The sequence below is a fragment of the Roseicyclus mahoneyensis genome, from assembly GCF_003148775.1.
GTDB lineage: Bacteria > Pseudomonadota > Alphaproteobacteria > Rhodobacterales > Rhodobacteraceae > Roseicyclus > Roseicyclus mahoneyensis.
The window spans coordinates 634018-653668 of the sequence record NZ_QGGW01000001.1 but is presented as its reverse complement, the minus strand read 5'-3'; the positions used below and the strand labels follow the sequence as shown (position 1 = coordinate 653668).

Here is a 19651-nt window from a genome sequence, read left to right as displayed (position 1 = left end):
GGATGACCCGGTTAGACCGAAGCCTGCCCGAGGAGTCCAGCCATGCCCGTCATCAACCGTATCGCAGGCCTTGCCCCGCAGATGGCAGACTGGCGCAGGCATCTGCACGCGCATCCGGAACTGGCCTTCGATTGCGGCGACACCGCCGCCTTCGTCGCGGCGCGGCTGGTCGAGATCGGGGTGGACGAGATCCATCAGGGGATCGCACAGACCGGGATCGTTGCGATCATCGAAGGGCAGGGACCGGGGCCCGTGGTGGGCCTGCGCGCCGACATGGACGCGCTGCCGATCCTTGAGGAGACGGGGGTGCCGCATGCCTCGACAATCCCCGGCAAGATGCATGCCTGCGGCCATGACGGGCATACCGCGATGCTTTTGGGGGCGGCCGCCTATCTCGCCGAGACGCGGAATTTCCGCGGCAAGGTCGCTCTGATCTTCCAGCCGGCGGAAGAGGATGGCGGCGGCGCGGGTGTGATGGTTGCGGAAGGCATCATGGACCGTTTCGACATTGCCGAGGTCTATGCGCTGCACAATGTGCCGGGCCTTGACCTCGGGCGTGTGCTGACGACGCCGGGGCCGATCATGGCGGCGGTGGATGAGTTCACCATCCAGATCGAGGGGCGCGGCGGTCATGGCGCGATGCCGCACGAGACCGCCGACCCGATCCCGCCGGCCGTGTCGATGGTGCAGGCGATCCAGACCATCGTGTCGCGCAACCATCATGCGATGCAGGATCTGGTCGTGTCCGTGACGCAGATCCATGCGGGCACGACCGACAACGTGATCCCCGGAACGGCGATGATCAATGGCACGGTGCGGACCTTCGACCCTGCCGTGCAGGCGATGGTGATGGCCCGGATGGAGGAGATCGTGGCGGGGCAGGCGGCCAGTTACGGGGTCGCGGCGCGGCTGGACTACGCCATAGGCTATCCCGCGACCATCAACGACCCCGACCGTGCGGCCTTTGCCGCAGAAGTGGCCGGCGAGGTGGTGGGCGCGGCGCTTGTCGACGGGGCAGCCGGGCGCGAGATGGGGGCCGAGGATTTCTCCTTCATGCTGCAGGCCCGCCCCGGCGCCTATCTGTTTGTCGGCGCGGGGCCGGGCGCGGGGCTGCATCACCCGAAGTTCGACTTCAACGACGCACTTTTGCCCATCGGAGCGAGCCTTCTGGCGCGGATCGCCGAGCGGGCCTTGCCCATCGGCGGCTGAGGCCGGGACAAGAGGGGGCTCTGCCCCCGTCCCGTTCCGGGACGCCCCCGGGATATTTTTGAAACGAAGACGCGGGCTCAGTGGTTCTCGGGGCGCAGGTATCGGCGCATGCCGTAGAGCAGCGGACTGCCCTCGGGCGCGCTGCGCACACCCATGACGGCACCGATGCAGATGTGGTGCGTGCCGATCCGCTCGGCCGAGACGAGGCGGCAATCGAAGCTGACCAGCGATTCCGAAAAGCAGGGCGCGCCGGTGACAAGCGTTTCGGTCAGGACGGCGTTGAACTTGTCGCCACCCGGCGCGGGGCGGCGCGACGAGAAGACATCCGAGATGTCGGTCTGGCCGGTGCGCAGCACGTTGATGGCGAAACAGCCGTTTTCCAAGACCAGCGGCAGGGCCGAGGATGTGGCGTTGAGGCAGGTGAGCATGGTGGGGGTATCGCCATCTGCCGAGATCGAGGTCATTGCCGAGACGGTCACGCCGCCGCGGCCCGCAGGCCCGTCGGTGGTGACCACCGACACGGAGGCGGCCGCGCGGCTCATCCCGTCGAGAAAAGCGGCACGCAGGGTGTCTTGTGCCTCGGCCATGTCTGTCGTCATGTTGGTCTACCCCTGATGCGCCTGTGGCGTCGTTCCTGCCCTACGCCATAGATAAGGGCAAGCGCGCGAGGGGCGAGGGGTGGCTGGACAAATACCGCGCCCGGGCCGTAGGTGTTGCCCGACCGGGGCGGAGGGTGTCATGGCGCTGGAAGACGCGAAAAACGAGGTGGATGGTGCCTTTGGGCGGGCCGATCTCAAGGGGTTGGCCTTCGAGAACGCCTTTTCTGGCGCGACCAGTTTCTTGCGGCGGCGCTACACCAAGGACCTTTCGGGCGTCGATCTGGCGATCACGGGCATTCCCTTCGATCAGGCGGTGACGCACCGCCCCGGCACGCGCTTTGGGCCGCGCGCGATCCGCGAGGCTTCGACGCTCCAGCCTTTCGATCCGCCCTATGGCTGGGACGGGTTTTCGCCGCTGGAACGCTTCGCCATCGCCGATTGCGGCGACATGGCTTTCGACTATGCGCACACGGCCGATTTGCCGGCCCGGATCGAGGCGCATGTGGCGGCCATCTTGAAGGCGGGCGCAGGGCTGATAACGCTCGGCGGCGATCATTCGATCACCTTGCCGATCCTGCGCGCCCATGCCGCCAAACATGGACCGCTGGCCCTGATCCAGGTCGATGCCCATACCGACACCTGGGTCGATGATGACCCGTCCCGGATCGACCATGGCACGTTTTGCTACACGGCGGTGAAGGAGGGGCTGATCGACGTCGCCCGCTCTGCCCATGTCGGCATCCGCACCGTGGTCGAGGACAATTTGGGCATCCGTATCCATGACGCGGCCGAGGTACATGCGCGGGGCGCCTTGGCGGTTGCCGCCGACCTCAAGGCACGGGTGGAGGACCGGCCGGTCTACCTGTCCTTCGACATCGACGGGCTGGACCCCGCCTTTGCGCCCGGCACCGGCACGCCGGTCTGGGGCGGGCTGTCGAGCGCGCAGGCGGCGGCGCTGCTGCGCGGCCTCGCCGGCATCAACCTTGTCGGCGGCGATGTGGTCGAGGTCTCTCCGCCCTACGATCATGCTGCGATCACGGCGGTGGCGGCGGCCCATGTGGCTATGGAGATGATCTGTCTTTGGGGTTGGACGCGACGCTGAGCGCAGACTGCGCTGAGCACGCTGGACCGACTCGCGGCGCTGCCCTACACCTGACCCACGGTTTCGCTTGAGGACAACACCCGGCATGCCCCGTCGCCGCATCCCAGACAACGCCCGCGCCGTCGCGCGCGAGATTTCCTATGCCTCCTCGGCCGCCTCGCGCGGCGGGCGGGCGATGATCCGCGTGATGGAGAATGCCACCGGCCGCATCAGCCTGATCCGGCGCGCCGAAGGCTATGATGCCGAGGTCGCGCAGGGCCGCGATTTCTGGCAGGTCATCGTGGAGCGCTACGGGCTGGAACTGAAGGTGGTCGGCGGATCGCTCGACCTGATCCCGCGCGAGGGGCCGGTGATCTTGATCGCCAACCACCCCTACGGCATCCTCGACGGGCTGATGATGGGCCATATCCTGAGCGTGGTGCGCGGCGATTTCCGCATTCTCGCCCATCGTGTGTTCCGCAAGGCCGAGGATATCAACCGCGTCATCTTGCCGATTTCCTTCGACGAGACCAAGGAGGCGTTGGCACTGAACCTAGAGACCCGGAAAGAGGCGCTGCGCTATTTGGCGGGTGGTGGGGCGATCGGCATCTTTCCGGGCGGCACGGTCTCGACCGCCGCGCGCCCCTTTGGCCGGCCGATGGACCCGGGCTGGCGTGGATTCACCGCGCGCATGATCTCCAAATCCGATGCGACCGTGGTGCCGGTGTTTTTTGACGGCCACAATTCCCGGCTGTTCCAGTTGATGAGCCATCTGCACACGACCTTGCGCATGGGCCTTTTGATCAAGGAGTTCCGTGCCCGCGTGAACAGCCCCGTCGAGGTGGTCATCGGCCAGCCGATCCCGCGCGCCGCCCTTGACCCCTATGCCAAGGACACCAAGGCGATGATGGAGTTTCTGCGCGAAACCACCTATGGCCTCAGCCCCCGGCCGCTGGATGGCCGGGCGCGCGGCTTTGAGTTCGAGGACCGCCACCGTGACCCCGACGCCCCGCAGGGCCGGGTTCTGGGTGGCCTGAGGGACAGATACTGATGGCAGTGGGACTTTTCGACAGCGGCCTTGGCGGTCTGACGGTGCTCGATGCGGTCGCCCGCCGTCTGCCCGATACGCCGCTGGTCTATTTCGGCGACAACGCCAACACGCCCTATGGCGTGCGCACCGCCGATGACATCTACGAGCTGACCACGAAGGGCGTGCAGATCCTGTTCGATCAGGGCTGCGATCTGGTCATCCTTGCGTGCAACACGGCGTCCGCAGCAGCGCTGCGCCGGATGCAGGAGGGCTGGGTGCCCGAGGGCAAGCGGGTGCTGGGCGTCTTCGTGCCGTTGATCGAGGCGCTGACCGAGCGCAAATGGGGGGACAATTCCCCGCCTCGCCCCGTCGCGGTGGAAACCGTCGCGCTGTTTGCCACGCCCGCCACGGTGTCGAGCCGTGCCTTTCAGCGCGAACTGGCCTTTCGCGCCATCGGCGTGGATGTGGAGGCGCAGCCCTGCGCGGGCGTTGTCGACGCGATCGAGATGGGCGACATGATCCTCGCCGATGCGCTGGTGCGCAGCCATGTCGAGGCGCTCATGCGCCGGATGCCCAAGCCGCAGGCCGCGATCCTTGGCTGCACCCACTACCCGCTGGTCGAAGAGGTGTTCCGCGAAGCTTTGGGGCCGGGTGTGGCGGTCTATTCCCAGCCCGATCTGGTGGCCGAAGCGCTGGCCGATTACCTCGGTCGCCACCCCGACAAGGTGGGCCACGGCGTAAAATCGCGTTTCCTGACCTCGGGCGATCCGAAATCGGTATCGAACAAGGCCACGCAATTCCTGCGTCGCCGGATCGAGTTCGAGGCGGCGGAGTAAAGCGGGATCAGGGGTTTGCGGACATATCTTGATGCTTTATGCTTTGCATGAGCGTATCCGCATGCCGTCACTGCTGCCTTTTGGCGCGTCCCACTCGATTTCGGACTCTGCTATCCCCATGTGCGATTGGTCGGTCTGGCAGGGATCGGCGCCAGGGCTCGTGCGCGCCCCCGAAAGACTGACACAAGGAGAGCATTCAAGATGCGCGGCCTCAAAAAACAACGCCGGATCCAGATCGTCATCGTGGCCACACTGGCGCTGGCCCTTTCTGCCGGGCTGATTGGCTATGCGATGCGCGATGGCATCAATTTCTTCCGCCCGCCATCCGAGATCATCGCCAACCCGCCGCCGCCCACCGAGGTCTTCCGCATCGGCGGTCTGGTCGAGGATGGCACGCTGATCCGCGGCGAAGGCGAGACCATACGCTTCAGCGTCACCGATGGTGGCGCCTCCATCCCCGTGACCTATACCGGCATCTTGCCCGATCTCTTTGGTGAGGGCGAAGGGATGGTGGGCACCGGGCGGCTGGTCGATGGCACCTTCATCGCGACCGAGATCCTGGCCCGCCATGACGAACAATACATGCCCGCCGAACTGATCGACGCGCTGGAAGCTCAGGGCGTCTACCGCCATGCCGAAGGCGATCCGGAAAGCTGACGGGTCAGCTTGCCACGGCCAGCAGCGCCGCGTTGCCGCCCGCCGCTGTCGTGTCGATGCACAGGTGACGCTCCAGCGTCAGGCGCGGGGCCGGGTCTGCCTCGGTAATCAGCGGGGTGAGCGCCCCCTCGCGCGCGGCCAGCGCCTTGGCCAGATCGCGCGCGGCCGCAACTTCGCCCCAGAAGATCACGGCGTCGAGCGGGTTCAGGTCGCGCAGCCAGTCGGCGGGCACCGCGCCCTCGACCACCAGCGCCGTGCAGCCTGCGGCCTCGGCCAGCCGCTGCTGCGCCCGCGCCGCCGCGCGCCCCGGCCCGAGGCAGAGCACACGGCCGCGCGGATGGGTTGACAGGCGGTTGGATTCCCCTGTCGGCCCCGGCAGGTTCTCGACCGACAGCACCCGGTCCCTTGGATCGGGCAGGGCGGAAAGACCCGTTGCCAGCGCGGTCAGGTCAGCCTGCGCGGCGGGCGCCACCTGCGCGACACCGGCTGGCGCAGCGGTGAAGCGCGGCAGGTAGGACGGCCCGCCCGCCTTGGGCCCGGTGCCCGAAAGCCCCTCGCCACCGAAGGGTTGGCTGCCCACCACGGCGCCGATCTGGTTGCGGTTGACGTAAATGTTTCCCGCACGGATGGCCCCCGTCACCTCCTGCACACGGTCATCGATGCGGCTGTGCATGCCGAAGGTCAGGCCATAGCCGCGCGCGTTCACCGCCGCGACCACCCGGCCCAGATCACGCGCCTTGTAGGTCGCGACATGCAGGACCGGGCCGAAGATCTCGCGCTCCAGCGCGGCGATCCCACCCTGCAGGCGCAGGATGGTCGGCCCGACGAAGCTGCCGCCCTCGGGCGGAGCCAGTTCGGCCAAAACCCGCCCCTCGGCACGGGCGGCGGCGATATGCGCGACGATCCCGGCCTTGGCGCGGTCGTCGATCACCGGACCGATGTCGGTCGACAGGTGCCACGGATCGCCCAACTGCAATTCGGCCATCGCCCCTTGCAGCATCTCGAGGATCGGGCCCGCCACATCCTCTTGGACATACAAGAGCCGGAGCGCCGAACAGCGTTGCCCCGCCGACTGAAAGCTCGACGCGATGATGTCGCGCACCGCTTGCTCGGGCAGGGCGGTGCTGTCCACGATCATGGCATTCAGCCCGCCGGTTTCCCCGATCAGCGGCGCGCCGGGATCGAGCCGGTCAGATTTCGCCCGGTTGATCGCCTGCGCCGTCGCCGTCGATCCGGTAAAGCAGATCCCCGCGATGCGCGGATCCGACGCCAAGGCCGCGCCGACCTCCGACCCCGGTCCGGGCAAGAGTTGCAGCGCATGGCGCGGCACGCCGGCCTCATGCAAGAGCGTGACGGCCAGATGCGCGATCAGCCCCGTCGCCTCGGCGGGTTTCGCGATCACACCATTGCCGGCGGCCAGTGCGGCGGCGATCTGGCCGGTGAAGATGGCGAGCGGAAAGTTCCACGGGCTGATGCAGGCAAAGACGCCGCGCGCGGGTGCCGTCAATTTCGGGGCCTCCACCGCATAGTAGCGCAGGAAATCCACCGCCTCGCGCAACTCTCCCACCGCGTCCGGCAGGGTCTTGCCCGCCTCGCGGGCCAAAAGGGCGAAGATCTCGCCGAAGCGCGCCTCATAGAACTCGGCCGCGCGCGCCAGCACCGCCGCCCGTTCCGCCACGGGCGCATCCCAAGACCGGGCTTCGGCCAGCGCCGTGTCGATATCGGCCTCTGCGGCGATGGTCAGAGCACCCACGCGGTCACTGGTCCGCGCCGGGTTCACCACATCCCAGACCGCGCCGCCCGTAAGCGGCCCGGCCAAAACCGGTCCCGCCGCCCATGTCGCGGTCGCAAAGGGTGCGCGCGCCGCGTCGATTTCGGCTTGTGTCACGGGGTCGGTCAGATCGAACCCCGCCGAGTTGGCCCGAGACCGGCCAAACAGGCGCGCAGGCAAGACAACCGCAGCAGGTGCAGCAGCCTCCAACGCTTCGAACGGATCGCGCGCCACCCGTTCGACCGGCACGGCCCCGTCCAGCACTTGGTTGACGAAGCTCGAATTCGCCCCGTTCTCCAACAGCCGCCGCACCAGATAGGCCAAGAGGTCGCGGTGCTTTCCCACCGGCGCATAGATCCGGCAGCGTGGTCCGTTATCCGCGCGGACCAGTTCGTGCAGCGCCTCGCCCATGCCATGCAGGCGCTGGAACTCGTAGGCGTCGCGGTCGCCCCCCATCTCGAGGATGGCCGCGACCGTATGGGCGTTGTGGGTGGCGAATTGCGGAAAGATCCGGTCGGTCAGGCCCAGCAGCTTGCGCGCGTTGCACAGATAGGCCACGTCAGTCGCGGCCTTGCGTGTCCAGACCGGGAAATCTGTCAATCCCGCGACCTGCGCGCGCTTGATCTCCATATCCCAGTAGGCGCCCTTGACCAGCCGCAGCATGATCTTGCGGTCATGCGTTTCGGCCAGCGCATAAAGCCAGTCGATCACGGCGCTTGCGCGCTTGCCATAGGCCTGTACCACCACGCCGAACCCATCCCATCCGGCAAGCTGGTCATCGGCCAGTAGGGCTTCGATCACGTCAAGCGACAGATCCAGCCGGTCGGCCTCCTCCGCGTCGATGTTCAGGCCCATGCCCTGCGCGCGCGCCATCCGCGCCAGATCGCGCACCCGCGGCACAAGCTCTGCCATGACCCGGTCGCGCTGACCCTGTTCGTAGCGCGGAAACAGCGCCGAAAGCTTGATCGAGATGCCGGGATTGATCTTGATGTCATCGGACCGGCAGGCGGGCGCAAGCGCCGTGATCGCACCCTTGTAGGCCTTGAAATAGGCCTCCGCATCGGCGGCGGTCATCGCCGCTTCGCCCAGCATGTCATAGGAATAGGCATAGCCGCGCCGTTCTTGCGCGTTGGCGCGCCGCATCGCCTCGGCCATTGTCTGCCCCAGTACGAAGGCCTGCCCCATCTCGCGCATGGCGCGGCTGACGGCGGCGCGGATCACCGGCTCGCCCAGCCGCTTGACCGCGCCCTTCAGAACGCCCGCCATTCCCTCGCCATCTTGCAAGACGCGGCCGGTCAGCATCAAGGCCCAAGTCGAGGCATTGACCAGCGACGAGGCCGATTGCCCCAGATGCGCGCCCCATTCGCTGGGCGCGATCTTGTCCTCGATCAGCGCGTCCATCGTTGCCGCATCGGGCACCCGCAGCAGCGCCTCGGCCAGACACATCAGCGCGATGCCCTCCTTGGTCGAAAGGCCGTATTCGGCCAGAAACACCTCCATCAGGCCCGGGCTCTTGTCGGCGCGCATCTTGCGCACCAGCTCCGTCCCCCGCCGCACGGCGCGGGTCCGCAGATCGGCCTCTGGCGCATGGGCCGCGATCAGCCCGGCCAGCGCCGGGCCTTCGGGGGCAAGGTGCTGCGCACGCAAGGCAGTGCGCAGGCGGTCGAGGTCGGGGGCAGCGCGGTCAAGCGGCATGGCGCGATCCTTCGGAAAGGGCGATGGTGCATCATAGCAGCCCTTCCGCAGGCGGTTTTCCTTGATTGGCCGCAATGGCGGTCATAGCGTCCGAAGAAAGACGAAATGAAAGGCGGAAAGATGGACAAGGAACAGGTTGACGGGCCGCTCGACGCCTTCGACCGCAAGCTTCTGGCCGAAGTGTCGAAAAATGGCCGTCTGCCGGTGACGGAACTGGCCAAACGCATCGGACTGTCCAAAAGCCCAACGCAGGCACGGCTCAGGCGGCTGGAGGCGGCGGGCTACATCCTGGGCTACCGCGCGCTGCTTGATCCCGCGAAGCTCGACCGTGAACATGTGGCCTTCGTCGAGGTGCGGCTGACCGACACCCGCGAACCGGCCCTTTCGGCCTTCAACGCCGCTGTGCGCGACGTGCCCGAGATCGAGCAATGCCATCTCATCGCAGGCCAGTTCGACTATCTCATGAAGATCCGCTGCCGCGACATGCGCGCTTACCGAGACATCCTTGCGGAGATCGTCTCGAACCTGCCCCATGTCGCCTCGACCTCGACGCATGTGTCGATGCAGGCGGTTAAGGACGCGGCCCTGTAGCGCCAGAAACGGACCCAGCGCCTCACCCGTCTTCTTCGTTTCGAAAATATCCCGGGGGGCCCGGAACGGGCGGGGGCAGAGCCCCCTGGACGTCCGCCGCCTCAGAGCTTCGACAGGTGCGATGCGCAGCCTGTCAGGGCCGCGTAATCATCGCTGACCACAAAGACCCCGAACTGCTCCATGAAACCCGAAAAGCGCCCCTTGGCCCGCATCGCACCCGCCATATCGAAGGGCCCGAGCCAGGGCGCGATGGCGCGCGTCACGCCGCCGACCAGATAGATGCCGCCAAAGGGCAGGTGGTTCAGCGCCAGATCGCCCACGACTGTTCCCGTGATCCGCACGAAGGCGCGCCCGGTCTCGGTCGCTTGCGCCTCGCCCGCCGTCAGCCGTGCCATGATGGCGGTGGGCTCCAGCGTCTCGCCATGCAGCACCTTGTGGAGGTAGGTGATGCCCCGGCCCGACAGGACCTCTTCGACCGAGGCGAAGCCGTGATCGCGCACCATGGCTGCGACCAGCGCCTCCATCTGGCCGTCGCAGGCGGGCAGGCTGACATGACCGGCCTCGGATGGCGGCACGAAGCGTCCACCGGCGGTGTCGAAGACGGGGCAGGCGTTGAACCCGGTGCCAAGGCCGATGACCAGCTTGGAAGCCCATGGCGAAGCCTCGGGCTGGGGCACCACGACGGCCAGATCGGCGGCGTCGATATGGCCTATGGCATGGCCTTGCGCCTGAAGATCGTTCAGCACAGCGACCTTGTCGGCGCTCAGCGCGCGCGCAAGCGTTGCGCGGTCGATCCGCCAATCGAGGTTGGTCAGATCGGCCACCCCGTCATGCACCGGGCCTGCCGCCGCGACGCAGACGCCCGTGATCTGGGCATCGCGCACGCCGGTATCCGCCAGATAGCGCGCCAGCACCGCCGACAGGTCGGGATGTTCGGCATTGGCATAGCGCGTGACGGTGTCCCGGTCGACCACAGGCCCGCGCGCCAGCGCGACACGGGTGTTCGTGCCGCCGATATCGGCGACAAGGCTCAAGCCCGTCTCGCCCGTCAGATCGCCCATGCTGCCCGCCCCGGTTGTCGTGTGGTCACGCGCGCCACCAGCGCGCGAGCGCGTGATAGGACGCTTTCGGTGTCCTTGCCAAGCTGTCGAAGTCGACATGGACGAGGCCGAACCGCTTTTCATAGCCCAAGGACCATTCGTAATTGTCCATCAAGGACCAGACGTAATAGCCCGCCACCGGTGCGCCGGTGGCGATGGCGTCCTGCACGGCGCGCAGATGGCCGTCGAGATAGGCGATGCGCGCCGCGTCAGGCATCTGGGGCGTGTCGGGGTTGGCCATGCCGTTTTCGGTCACATGGATCGGCAGATCGCCGGAATACTCCGCCGCGTTGCGGATCAGGAAATCGCGCAAGCCCTCGGGATAGATCTCCCATCCCATCTGGGTCAGCGGCAGGCGGGTGGGTGCCTCGGCGTAGTTCGGCCAAGGGCCATCAGCGTGGCGGATCAGCTTTCTTGTATAATAATTCACGCCCAGCCAGTCGATCGGCGCGCGGATCGTGGCGAAATCCTCCTGCCAGCCGTCCGGCAGGTGCGGACCAAGTCCTTCCAGAACCTCGGGAGGGTATTCGCCCTTGAACAGCCCACCCAGAAAGAAGCGATTGTAGATCGCGTCATAGCGTGTGGCCGCCGCCACATCCTCGGGCGTGTCGCTGGCGGGCTCTGACCATTCGAAATTGCACACCGCGCCAAGGTTGGTCATGCCAAGCCCGCGCATCACCTCGATCGCACGGCCGTGGCTGACCAGCACATGATGCATCGCGCGCGCGGTGGCGCGGATGTCACGCAGGCCCGGCGCATGGACCCCGTCGAAATGCGACAGCCAACCGACGCACCACGGCTCGTTGATGGGCGCGGCAGACCACAGCCGGTCGCCGATGCGCGACATGACGGTATGCGTGTAATCGGCAAACCAGTCGGGCATGTCGGCGTTGCGCCATCCGCCCTTGTCGGCCAGCGCCTGCGGCAATTCCCAGTGGTAAAGCGTGGCGGCGGGCTTGATGCCGCGCGCCAGCATCCCGTCGACCAGCCGGTCGTAGAAATCGAGACCTTCGGCATTGGCCTGCCCCGTGCCCTCGGGCAGCACCCGCGCCCAACTCGTCGAGAAGCGGTAGACATCCGCACCAAGCCCCGCGATCAGGTCCAGATCCTCTTCCCAGCGGTGGTAATGATCGCAGGCACGGGCCCCGTGTTCCGCGCGCACCACATTGCCGGGGGTGGCCGCGAAACTGTCCCAATGGGTCGGTCCCGCGCCGCCAAAGCCGTGCCCTTCGATCTGGTAGGACGAGGTGGCGACCCCGAACACGAAGCCCGCGGGGAAATCGCTGCGCTGAAACGGCATGTCACTCCTTTCTAGGGCGTGGGGCAGGGGCCGGTCGATTGCCCGACCGTCAGGTCGACATCCCATAGCTCCTGTTTCGGGGGCTGGTCGGGGTCGCGGATCAGGTCGATCAGCATCTCTGCGCAGCGCCGACCCGCAGCCCGGATCGAGGACCGCGTGGCGGTGAAGGCCGGGCCGCCGACATCGTTGTTGAGATAGCTCAATTCATCGTCATGGCAGATCACCGACAGGTCCCGCCCCAATCTCAGGCCGCGGTCGGCGGCCGCGCGGCGGATGCCGATGGCGATGATGACCGAGGAGGCCAGAAAGGCCGTGGGCGGTTCCGGCCCGTCCAGCATCGCGGCAGCGGACAGATAGCCGAAGGATTCCGTCATCGCGTCATTGGCCATCAGGTGGGGCAGGGGCGACACCCCGCGTGCCGCCAGTGCCTCGCGGAAGCCGCGTTCGCGGCGTTGCGAGAAATCGAACCGCGCCTGCCCGTTGACCAGCGCGATGCGGGTATGGCCCAGATCCAGCAGGAAATCGGTGGCCCGGCGAAAGGCGCGGATATTGGCGATGTCGAGCCAGTTGTAGCCCAAGGCGTCGCCCGTGCGGCCATGCACCAGAAAGGGCAGGTCCAGTTCCTTTAGAAGTGCGATGCGCGGGTCGTCCTCCTGCGGGGCCTGCACCATGATTCCGTCGACCGAGCCATTGGCGGCCAGCTGGCGAAACGCCTTGTCGGTGTCGCCATCCGTCACCATCGACAGCAGCAGGTCGTAGCCTTCGCGGGCATAGACCTCGCCCGCGCCGATCAGGAAATCGGCGAAGATCGGGTTCACCATCTCGGCGCGGCCGGTCAGGGGGATCACATGCCCGATGGTCATGGCCCGCCCCGTAGCCAGCCGGCGGGCGCGGCTGTTGGGGGCGTAATGGGCGGCCTTGGCGGCGGCCAGAACGCGGGCGCGGGTTTCCTCGCGCACCTCCGGGTAGCCGTTCAGCGCCCGGCTGACGGTCGTCTGGCTGAGGTTCAGCGCGGCGGCCAGTTCCTTGAGATTCATGGCAAAAGACGCTTCAAAGCGGTTTGAGTGCCGGCCGAGGCTAGCCCTGTCCATCGCCAATTGTCAAAGATTCGAAACTGCCAAATTTTTCTGCACCTGCGAAATATGCAGTTATTTTTCAGAGACTTCTTTTCGCGGATTGACAGACTCGGTTGCATTCGAAAGTCTGCTGGCAACCCAAAGCGCTTTGAAAGACAGTCGGCGCTTGGGCAAGCTATGAGGCCGGTGCAACCGGCGCATCCTGGGAGGATCACATGAAACGCACCCTTTACGCCAGCGCTGCGGCGCTTGCGCTTGGCGCCCATGGCGCACAGGCGCAGGATCTTGTCTTCACCCCCGGTGAAGGCGCCTTCAACTGGCAAAGCTATGATGACTTCGCGGCGTCCCATGACCTGGCGGGGCAATCGCTCAACATCTTCGGCCCGTGGCGAGGGGAAGATCAGCGTCTGTTCGAAAACCTTGCCGCCTATTTCGAGGCGGCGACGGGCGCCGATCTGAACTATTCCTCTTCCGAGACATATGAACAGCAGATCGTCATCGATCTCGAAGGCGGCAGCCCCCCCGACGTGGCGATCCTGCCGCAGCCGGGGCTGATCCAGAACCTCATCTCGCGCGGGTTCGTCGCGCCGCTGGGTGCGGACACCCGCGCCTGGCTGGTCGAGAATTACGCCGCGGGTGAAAGCTGGGCGGGCATCGGTACCTTCACCGGCCCCGACGGCGCCGAGGATCTGTATGCCTTCCCCTTCAAGGCAGATGTAAAATCGCTGGTCTGGTATTCGCCCGACAATTTCGAGGATTTCGGCTACGAGATCCCGGCCACCCAAGAAGAGCTTCGCGCGCTCGAGGCGCAGATCATCGCCGATGGCGGCACGCCATGGTGCATCGGGCTTGGCTCGGGCGGGGCGACGGGCTGGCCCGCAACCGACTGGATCGAAGACCTGATGCTCAGGGCCTATCCGCCCGAGGTCTACGACCAGTGGGTCGCCAACGAGATCCCCTTTACCGACGAGCGTGTCATCGCGGTGATGGAGCAGTTCGGCGAGATCGCCCGCAACCCCGAGATGGTCGTCGGTGGGCCAAGCGGCGTCGCCTCGACCGATTTCCGCGACAGCCCGGCCGGCCTGTTCAGTTCGCCGCCGCAATGTTTCATGCACAGGCAGGCGTCGTTCATCCCGACCTTCTTCCCCGACGGGACCGAGGTTGGCGCGGATGCCGATTTCTTCTACTTCCCGCCGTCCGACGCCGTCGATCTGGGCAACCCCGTTTTGGGTGCCGGAACGCTGGCCTTCATCACCCAAGACACGGATGCCGCGCGGGCCTTCCTCGATTTCTTGCAGACGCCGATCGCGCATGAGATCTGGATGGCACAATCGGGCTTCCTGACGCCGCACAGCGGGGTCAACACCGACCTGTTCGGCGATCCGACCCTGCGCCAGATGAACGACATCTTGCTCAATGCCACGACCTTCCGGTTTGACGCCTCCGACCTGATGCCGGCAGGCGTCGGTGCGGGATCGTTCTGGACCGGCATGATCGATTTCGTCGGCGGCCGCCCCGCAGCCGAGGTGGCGCAGGAAATCCAGAACAGCTGGGACGCCCTGCGCTGAGCCTGATCTGCCTGATCCCCTGCGTCCGGCCCAGTGCCGGACGCAGGCCTTTCGCCCCCTGACATCATCCGGAGGATCGCATGCATCCCGCACTTGCCGGCCTTGTGACGATAGCCCTCGGCGTTGGGGGGTGCATCGCCTATTTCTACCTGTCCAATCTTGTTCTGGACAAGGTGCTCTACCCCGCGCGCGGGCCCAATATCGGGCGCAACATCAACCGCGCCAACATGATCCGGCCTTGGCTGTTCCTGTTTCCCGCCCTGTTCGTGCTGATGCTCTACCTTGCCTATCCGGTGCTGGCGACCCTGTGGCTGTCGCTGACGGACCGGTCGCAGGGCGGGGCCTTTGTCGGGTTTGCCAACTACCGCCAGATGATGGACGAGCCCAAGTTCTGGGAGGCCATCCGCAACAACATGCTGTGGCTGATCGTCGTGCCGGCCGCCTCGACCGCCTTCGGCCTTCTGGCCGCGCAGCTGACCGACCGGATCAGTTGGGGCAGCCTTGCGAAATCGCTGATCTTCATGCCGATGGCGATCAGCTTTGTCGGCGCCTCGGTGATCTGGAAGCTGGTCTATGACGCCCGTCCGGAAGGCGCCGAACAGATCGGCATCCTGAACGCGGTCTGGGTCGCGCTCGGGGGGGCGCCGCAGACCTGGCTGACGCTCGATCTGGTCAACAGCTTTTTCCTGATGGCGGTTCTGATCTGGATCCAGACCGGCTTTGCCATGGTGATCTTGTCGGCGGCGCTGCGCGGCATTCCCGAGGAAACCGTCGAGGCCGCCATCGTCGACGGGGCCAACCCGTTCCAGATCTTCTTCAAGATCAAAGTGCCGCAGATCATGCCGACCATCGTCGTGGTCTGGACGACGATCACGCTGGTGGTGCTCAAGGTGTTCGACATCGTGCTGGCCATGACCAATGGCCAATGGGGCACGCAGGTGCTGGCCAATTACATGTATGACCGGATGTTCCGCGCCTTCGACTGGGGGGTGGGCTCTGCGGCGGCGATCGTCATCATGCTGCTGGTCACGCCCATCCTTGTCTGGAACGTCTACAATGTCCGCAAAGAAATGCGCTGAAGGGGGCGGAACATGGACAATATCGCGGGCAAGAAGGCAGGACTGACCTGGGCGATCCATATTTCGGTCGTCGTGCTGGTGGCGCTGTGGCTTTTTCCGACACTGGGGCTTTTCGTCTCGTCGTTCCGCACCGCCGATCAGATCAGCGGCTCGGGCTGGTGGGCGGCGCTGTCCACGCAGGAACGCCAGTTGCCGGCGGCACGGCTTGCGGGTGACGAGGTCATCATCGATGGCCGCTACGTCATCTCGGGCGAGCTTTTCCCCAATACCAGCGCATTGGTCTCCGCCTGGGGCATCTCGGCGCGCGAGCCCGAAGCCAATGTGCCGGGCGACACCGTGGCACTGGAAGGTGAGGTCAGACTGTTGATTGACGAGGAGGGGCGATTTGTCCTGTCCGGGCCTGACAGTTTCGAAGGCCAACGCCTGCCCAGGGTGTTCAGCACGGCCGCCGCGCCGCCCGAATTCACGCTGGCCAATTACGAACGCGTCTTGTTCACCGGCACCGCCGATGCGGGGGTGGGCAACGCCCTTCTCAACACGGCGACGGTGGCGATTCCCGCGACGGTCATTCCGATCCTGATCGCGGCCTTTGCGGCCTATGCGCTGGCCTGGATGGATTTTCCGGGCCGGGCGCTTCTGGTGGCGCTGGTGGTTGCTTTGTTGGTGGTGCCGCTGCAGCTGGCGCTTATCCCGCTATTGCAGCTGCACAACACCATCGGGATCGGAAAGGGCTATATCGGCACATGGCTCGCCCATACCGGGTTCGGCATGCCTTTGGCGATCTACCTTTTGCGCAACTACATGGTCGGCCTGCCGCGCGATATCATCGAGAGCGCCAAGGTCGACGGCGCGACCGATTTCCAGGTCTTCACCAAGATCGTGCTGCCCCTGTCTTTCCCCGCGCTTGCGGCTTTCGCCATCTTCCAGTTCCTGTGGACATGGAACGACCTGCTTGTCGCGCTGGTCTTTCTGGGCACCGACGACCGCACGCTGGTGTTGACCGGACGCCTCGTGAACCTGATGGGCTCGCGCGGCGGGGATTGGGAAATCCTTGCGACCTCGGCCTTCGTGTCCATCGCGGTGCCGCTGGTCGTCTTCTTCACCATGCAACGCTATCTGGTCCGCGGCCTTTTGGCCGGGTCCGTCAAATAACGAAAGACCGCCCGTCATGAACCTGATGCAGGACCTAAAGCCTGAGCATATCCTCGCCACCGACAAGGATTGGTGGCGGGGTGCCGTGATCTACCAGATCTACCCGCGCAGTTTTCAAGACAGCAACCATGACGGCATCGGCGATCTGGCGGGCATCATCCACCGGCTCGGTCACGTGGCCGAGCTGGGCGTGGATGCCATCTGGATCTCGCCCTTCTTCCGCTCGCCCATGCTCGATTTCGGCTATGACGTCAGCGATTACCGCGACGTCGATCCGATGTTCGGCAGCCTTGGCGATTTCGACGCGCTGATCAGCCGCGCGCATGAGCTGGGCCTGCGGGTTCTGATCGACCTTGTCTTGTCGCACAGTTCGAACCAGCACCCGTGGTTCCACGAAAGCCAGACCAGCCGGGACAACCCCAAATCCGATTGGTATGTCTGGGCCGATGCGAAACCCGATGGCAGCCCGCCCAACAACTGGCTCTCGATCTTCGGCGGCTCGGCCTGGGAATGGTCGGGCGACCGGATGCAGTATTACTTGCACAATTTCCTGAAAGAGCAGCCCGATCTGAACCTGCACAACGCGGATGTTCAAGACGAATTGCTGTCGGTTGCGCGTTTCTGGCTCGACCGCGGCGTCGACGGCTTCCGGCTCGACACCATCAACTTCTACTTTCACGATCCCGAATTGCGCGACAATCCCGCGCTTGCGCCCGAATTGCGCAACGCCACCATCGCGCCCGAGGTGAACCCCTACAATTGGCAAGAACACCTCTACGACAAGAACCACCCCGCCAATCTCGAGTTCCTCCGCCGCTTCCGCGCTCTGCTTGACGAATACCCCGCCGCGACCTCGGTGGGCGAGGTGGGCGACGCGCAGCGCGGCATGGAGATTCAGGCCCAATACACCTCGGGCGGCGACAAGGTGCACATGTGCTATTCGTTCGAGTTCCTGTCGGGTATCTTGCCCACGGCCGAGCGCGTGGCCGAGGTTCTGGCCGATTATGAGGACAAGATCGGCGATGGCTGGGCCTGCTGGGCGTTCTCCAACCACGATGTGGTCCGCCACGCCAGCCGCTGGAACCTCGGCGAGGATGCCCGCCGCCTTTACGCTGCGCTGCTCTTGTCCTTGCGCGGGTCCGTCTGCCTCTACCAGGGCGAAGAACTTGGCCTGACCGAGGCCTATGTCTCCTACGAGGACCTGCAAGATCCCTACGGCATCCGCTTCTGGCCCAAGTTCAAGGGGCGCGACGGCTGCCGCACGCCGATGCCCTGGATTTCCGACAACCAGAACGGCGGCTTTTCGGATGCCAAGCCCTGGCTGCCCATGGCGATGGAACATCTCCAGCGCGCGGTGGGCGCACAGGACGGTGCCGAGGACAGCACACTTGCATTCTACCGCCGCATGATCGGCTTCCGGCAGGCTTGGGCGCCGCTGTCCAAGGGCGCGCTGAGCGACCTGCGCGCGGCCGAGGGCATCGTAAGCTTCGTGCGCAGCCACGGCGACCAGCGCCTGTTCTGCGCCTTCAACCTGACCAACACGGCCCGCCCCGCAGCCTTGCCCGCAGGGCATTGGCGGCAGGACCGCGGCGCGCCCTTCACGGCGATCGAGGATGACAGGGGCGGCTGCGTCGCGCTGCCGCCCTACCAGGCCTATTTCGCGGCCGCCGAAAGCGCCTGAGGGCCGCGCGTACATAAATGGGGGAGGAGACGAGCACATGGCCGAACTGAAGCTGACCGATGTCGAAAAGGTCTACGGTGGCACCGTCCGCGTGCTGAGCGACATCAATCTCGATATCCAGACGGGCGAGTTGATCGTCTTCGTCGGCCCTTCTGGTTGCGGGAAATCCACACTTTTGCGGATGATCGCGGGGCTGGAGAAGATCTCGGGCGGCACGCTGACCATCGACGGGCAGGTGGTGAACGACGTGCCCCCCAGCCAGCGCGGCATCGCCATGGTGTTCCAGTCCTATGCGCTCTACCCGCACATGACCGTATACGAAAACATGGCCTTCTCCTTGCGCATTGCAAAGACCGACAAGGAAACCATCGACAAGAAAGTACGCGCCGCCGCCGACAAGCTGCAACTGACCAATTTCCTCGACCGCCTGCCCAAGGCCCTTTCGGGCGGCCAGCGCCAGCGCGTCGCCATTGGCCGCTCCATCGTGCGCGACCCCAAGGTCTATCTCTTCGACGAACCGCTCTCCAACCTCGACGCGGCCTTGCGCGTGGCCACAAGGATCGAGATCGCGCAGCTCAAGGAACAGATGCCCGAGAGCACGATGATCTATGTCACCCATGACCAGGTCGAGGCGATGACGCTCGCCTCGCGCATCGTCGTTCTGGCGGGCGGCGGCATCGCGCAGGTGGGCAGCCCGCTGGAGCTTTACGAGCGGCCCAATTCCACCTTCGTGGCGCAGTTCATCGGCAGCCCGGCGATGAACCTTCTGGGCGGGCGCATTGTCGGCACGGGCCAGGTCACCACACTGGAACTGCACGAAGGGGCAGGGCGCATCACCTCGCATTACCCCTCGCGCGACGATGACATGGGGGCCGAGGTGCAGATCGGCATCCGCCCCGAGGACATGACCGCCACCGATGGCGACACCTTCGCCTTTCAGGGCAAGGTCGAGATCACCGAGGCGCTGGGGGAGGTCACGCTGCTCTATTTCCAGAAATCTGCACCCGATCGCAACGCGGTCATCGGCAAGCTTCCGGGTATCCATCAAGGGTTGCGCGGCAATACCGTGCGCCTGTCCGCGCGCGCCGAAAAGGTCCATGTCTTCCGTGACGGCGTCTCGCTCCTGCACCGCGACGCATCGGTCTTTGTGCCCGGCGTCCAGCCGCACTGATCGGGTGCGCCTCTGGTATTGTTAGCGCTAACATGATATCCAGCCCCGACTCGCA

16 protein-coding genes are annotated in these 19651 nt (G+C 65.7%); 11 read left to right on the top strand and 5 right to left on the bottom strand.

Features of this window, described 5'->3' with window-relative positions; translation table 11 throughout:
* Window positions 1-42 precede the first annotated feature (42 nt).
* Complete coding sequence (locus C7455_RS03225) at window positions 43-1209, top strand: M20 aminoacylase family protein (protein WP_109665351.1); 1167 nt, start codon at window positions 43-45, stop codon at window positions 1207-1209.
* 77 nt (window positions 1210-1286) lie between these two features.
* Here C7455_RS03225 and C7455_RS03220 read toward each other — a convergent pair whose 3' ends face one another.
* The gene (locus C7455_RS03220) at window positions 1287-1808 is read right to left on the bottom strand and encodes a flavin reductase family protein (protein WP_109665349.1); all 522 of its coding nucleotides are present in this window, start codon (window positions 1806-1808) and stop codon (window positions 1287-1289) included.
* 139 nt (window positions 1809-1947) lie between these two features.
* On the opposite strand from C7455_RS03220, the gene speB reads away from it, so the two are divergent.
* The 4 genes from speB (at window position 1948) to ccmE (ending at window position 5412) form a co-directional block, all read left to right on the top strand.
* On the top strand, window positions 1948-2910 hold the full coding sequence (gene speB, locus C7455_RS03215; protein WP_109665347.1) for an agmatinase: 963 nt from the start codon (window positions 1948-1950) through the stop codon (window positions 2908-2910).
* A gap of 85 nt (window positions 2911-2995) precedes the next feature.
* Entirely contained in the window at window positions 2996-3940 is a 945-nt protein-coding gene (locus C7455_RS03210) for a lysophospholipid acyltransferase family protein (protein ID WP_109665346.1), read from the top strand.
* A complete protein-coding gene (locus C7455_RS03205; RefSeq protein WP_109665344.1) occupies window positions 3940-4755 on the top strand; it encodes a glutamate racemase in 816 nt (271 codons plus the stop codon). Before C7455_RS03210 ends, C7455_RS03205 begins: the two co-directional genes overlap by 1 nt.
* Window positions 4756-4956: 201 nt before the next feature.
* On the top strand, window positions 4957-5412 hold the full coding sequence (gene ccmE, locus C7455_RS03200; protein WP_109665343.1) for a cytochrome c maturation protein CcmE: 456 nt from the start codon (window positions 4957-4959) through the stop codon (window positions 5410-5412).
* A 4-nt stretch (window positions 5413-5416) separates the two neighbouring features.
* Here ccmE and putA read toward each other — a convergent pair whose 3' ends face one another.
* Window positions 5417-8878, bottom strand: coding sequence for a bifunctional proline dehydrogenase/L-glutamate gamma-semialdehyde dehydrogenase PutA (gene putA / locus C7455_RS03195; RefSeq protein WP_109666131.1), 3462 nt, complete (start codon window positions 8876-8878; stop codon window positions 5417-5419).
* A gap of 120 nt (window positions 8879-8998) precedes the next feature.
* Here putA and C7455_RS03190 point away from each other — a divergent pair, with 120 nt between their 5' ends.
* On the top strand, window positions 8999-9469 hold the full coding sequence (locus C7455_RS03190) for an Lrp/AsnC family transcriptional regulator (RefSeq protein WP_109666129.1): 471 nt from the start codon (window positions 8999-9001) through the stop codon (window positions 9467-9469).
* 101 nt (window positions 9470-9570) lie between these two features.
* Here the strand turns inward: C7455_RS03190 and C7455_RS03185 are convergent, their stop codons facing one another.
* Genes C7455_RS03185 through C7455_RS03175 form a run of 3 tightly spaced genes read right to left on the bottom strand, consistent with a single transcriptional unit; the run spans window position 9571 to window position 12906 of the window.
* Complete coding sequence (locus C7455_RS03185) at window positions 9571-10530, bottom strand: glucokinase (protein ID WP_109665342.1); 960 nt, start codon at window positions 10528-10530, stop codon at window positions 9571-9573.
* Window positions 10531-10555: 25 nt separating this feature from the next.
* Window positions 10556-11869 carry a GH1 family beta-glucosidase gene (locus tag C7455_RS03180; RefSeq protein ID WP_109665340.1) on the bottom strand — a complete coding sequence of 438 codons (1314 nt, stop codon included), beginning with the start codon at window positions 11867-11869 and terminating at the stop codon, window positions 10556-10558.
* A gap of 11 nt (window positions 11870-11880) precedes the next feature.
* Complete coding sequence (locus C7455_RS03175; RefSeq protein ID WP_109665338.1) at window positions 11881-12906, bottom strand: substrate-binding domain-containing protein; 1026 nt, start codon at window positions 12904-12906, stop codon at window positions 11881-11883.
* 254 nt (window positions 12907-13160) lie between these two features.
* Between C7455_RS03175 and C7455_RS03170 the strand changes: the two genes are divergently transcribed.
* From C7455_RS03170 to C7455_RS03150, 5 genes are all read left to right on the top strand, one after another.
* Window positions 13161-14513: an ABC transporter substrate-binding protein gene (locus tag C7455_RS03170; protein ID WP_109665337.1), complete on the top strand. Its 1353-nt coding sequence runs from the start codon at window positions 13161-13163 to the stop codon at window positions 14511-14513.
* An 80-nt stretch (window positions 14514-14593) separates the two neighbouring features.
* Window positions 14594-15592 (top strand): carbohydrate ABC transporter permease, encoded by a 999-nt coding sequence (locus C7455_RS03165; protein WP_109665335.1) that lies wholly within the window; start codon window positions 14594-14596, stop codon window positions 15590-15592.
* A 12-nt stretch (window positions 15593-15604) separates the two neighbouring features.
* Entirely contained in the window at window positions 15605-16744 is a 1140-nt protein-coding gene (locus C7455_RS03160) for a carbohydrate ABC transporter permease (RefSeq protein WP_109665333.1), read from the top strand.
* A gap of 16 nt (window positions 16745-16760) precedes the next feature.
* Window positions 16761-18425, top strand: coding sequence for an alpha-glucosidase (locus C7455_RS03155; protein ID WP_109665332.1), 1665 nt, complete (start codon window positions 16761-16763; stop codon window positions 18423-18425).
* A gap of 37 nt (window positions 18426-18462) precedes the next feature.
* Entirely contained in the window at window positions 18463-19596 is a 1134-nt protein-coding gene (locus C7455_RS03150) for an ABC transporter ATP-binding protein (RefSeq protein ID WP_109665330.1), read from the top strand.
* Window positions 19597-19651: the final 55 nt, after the last annotated feature.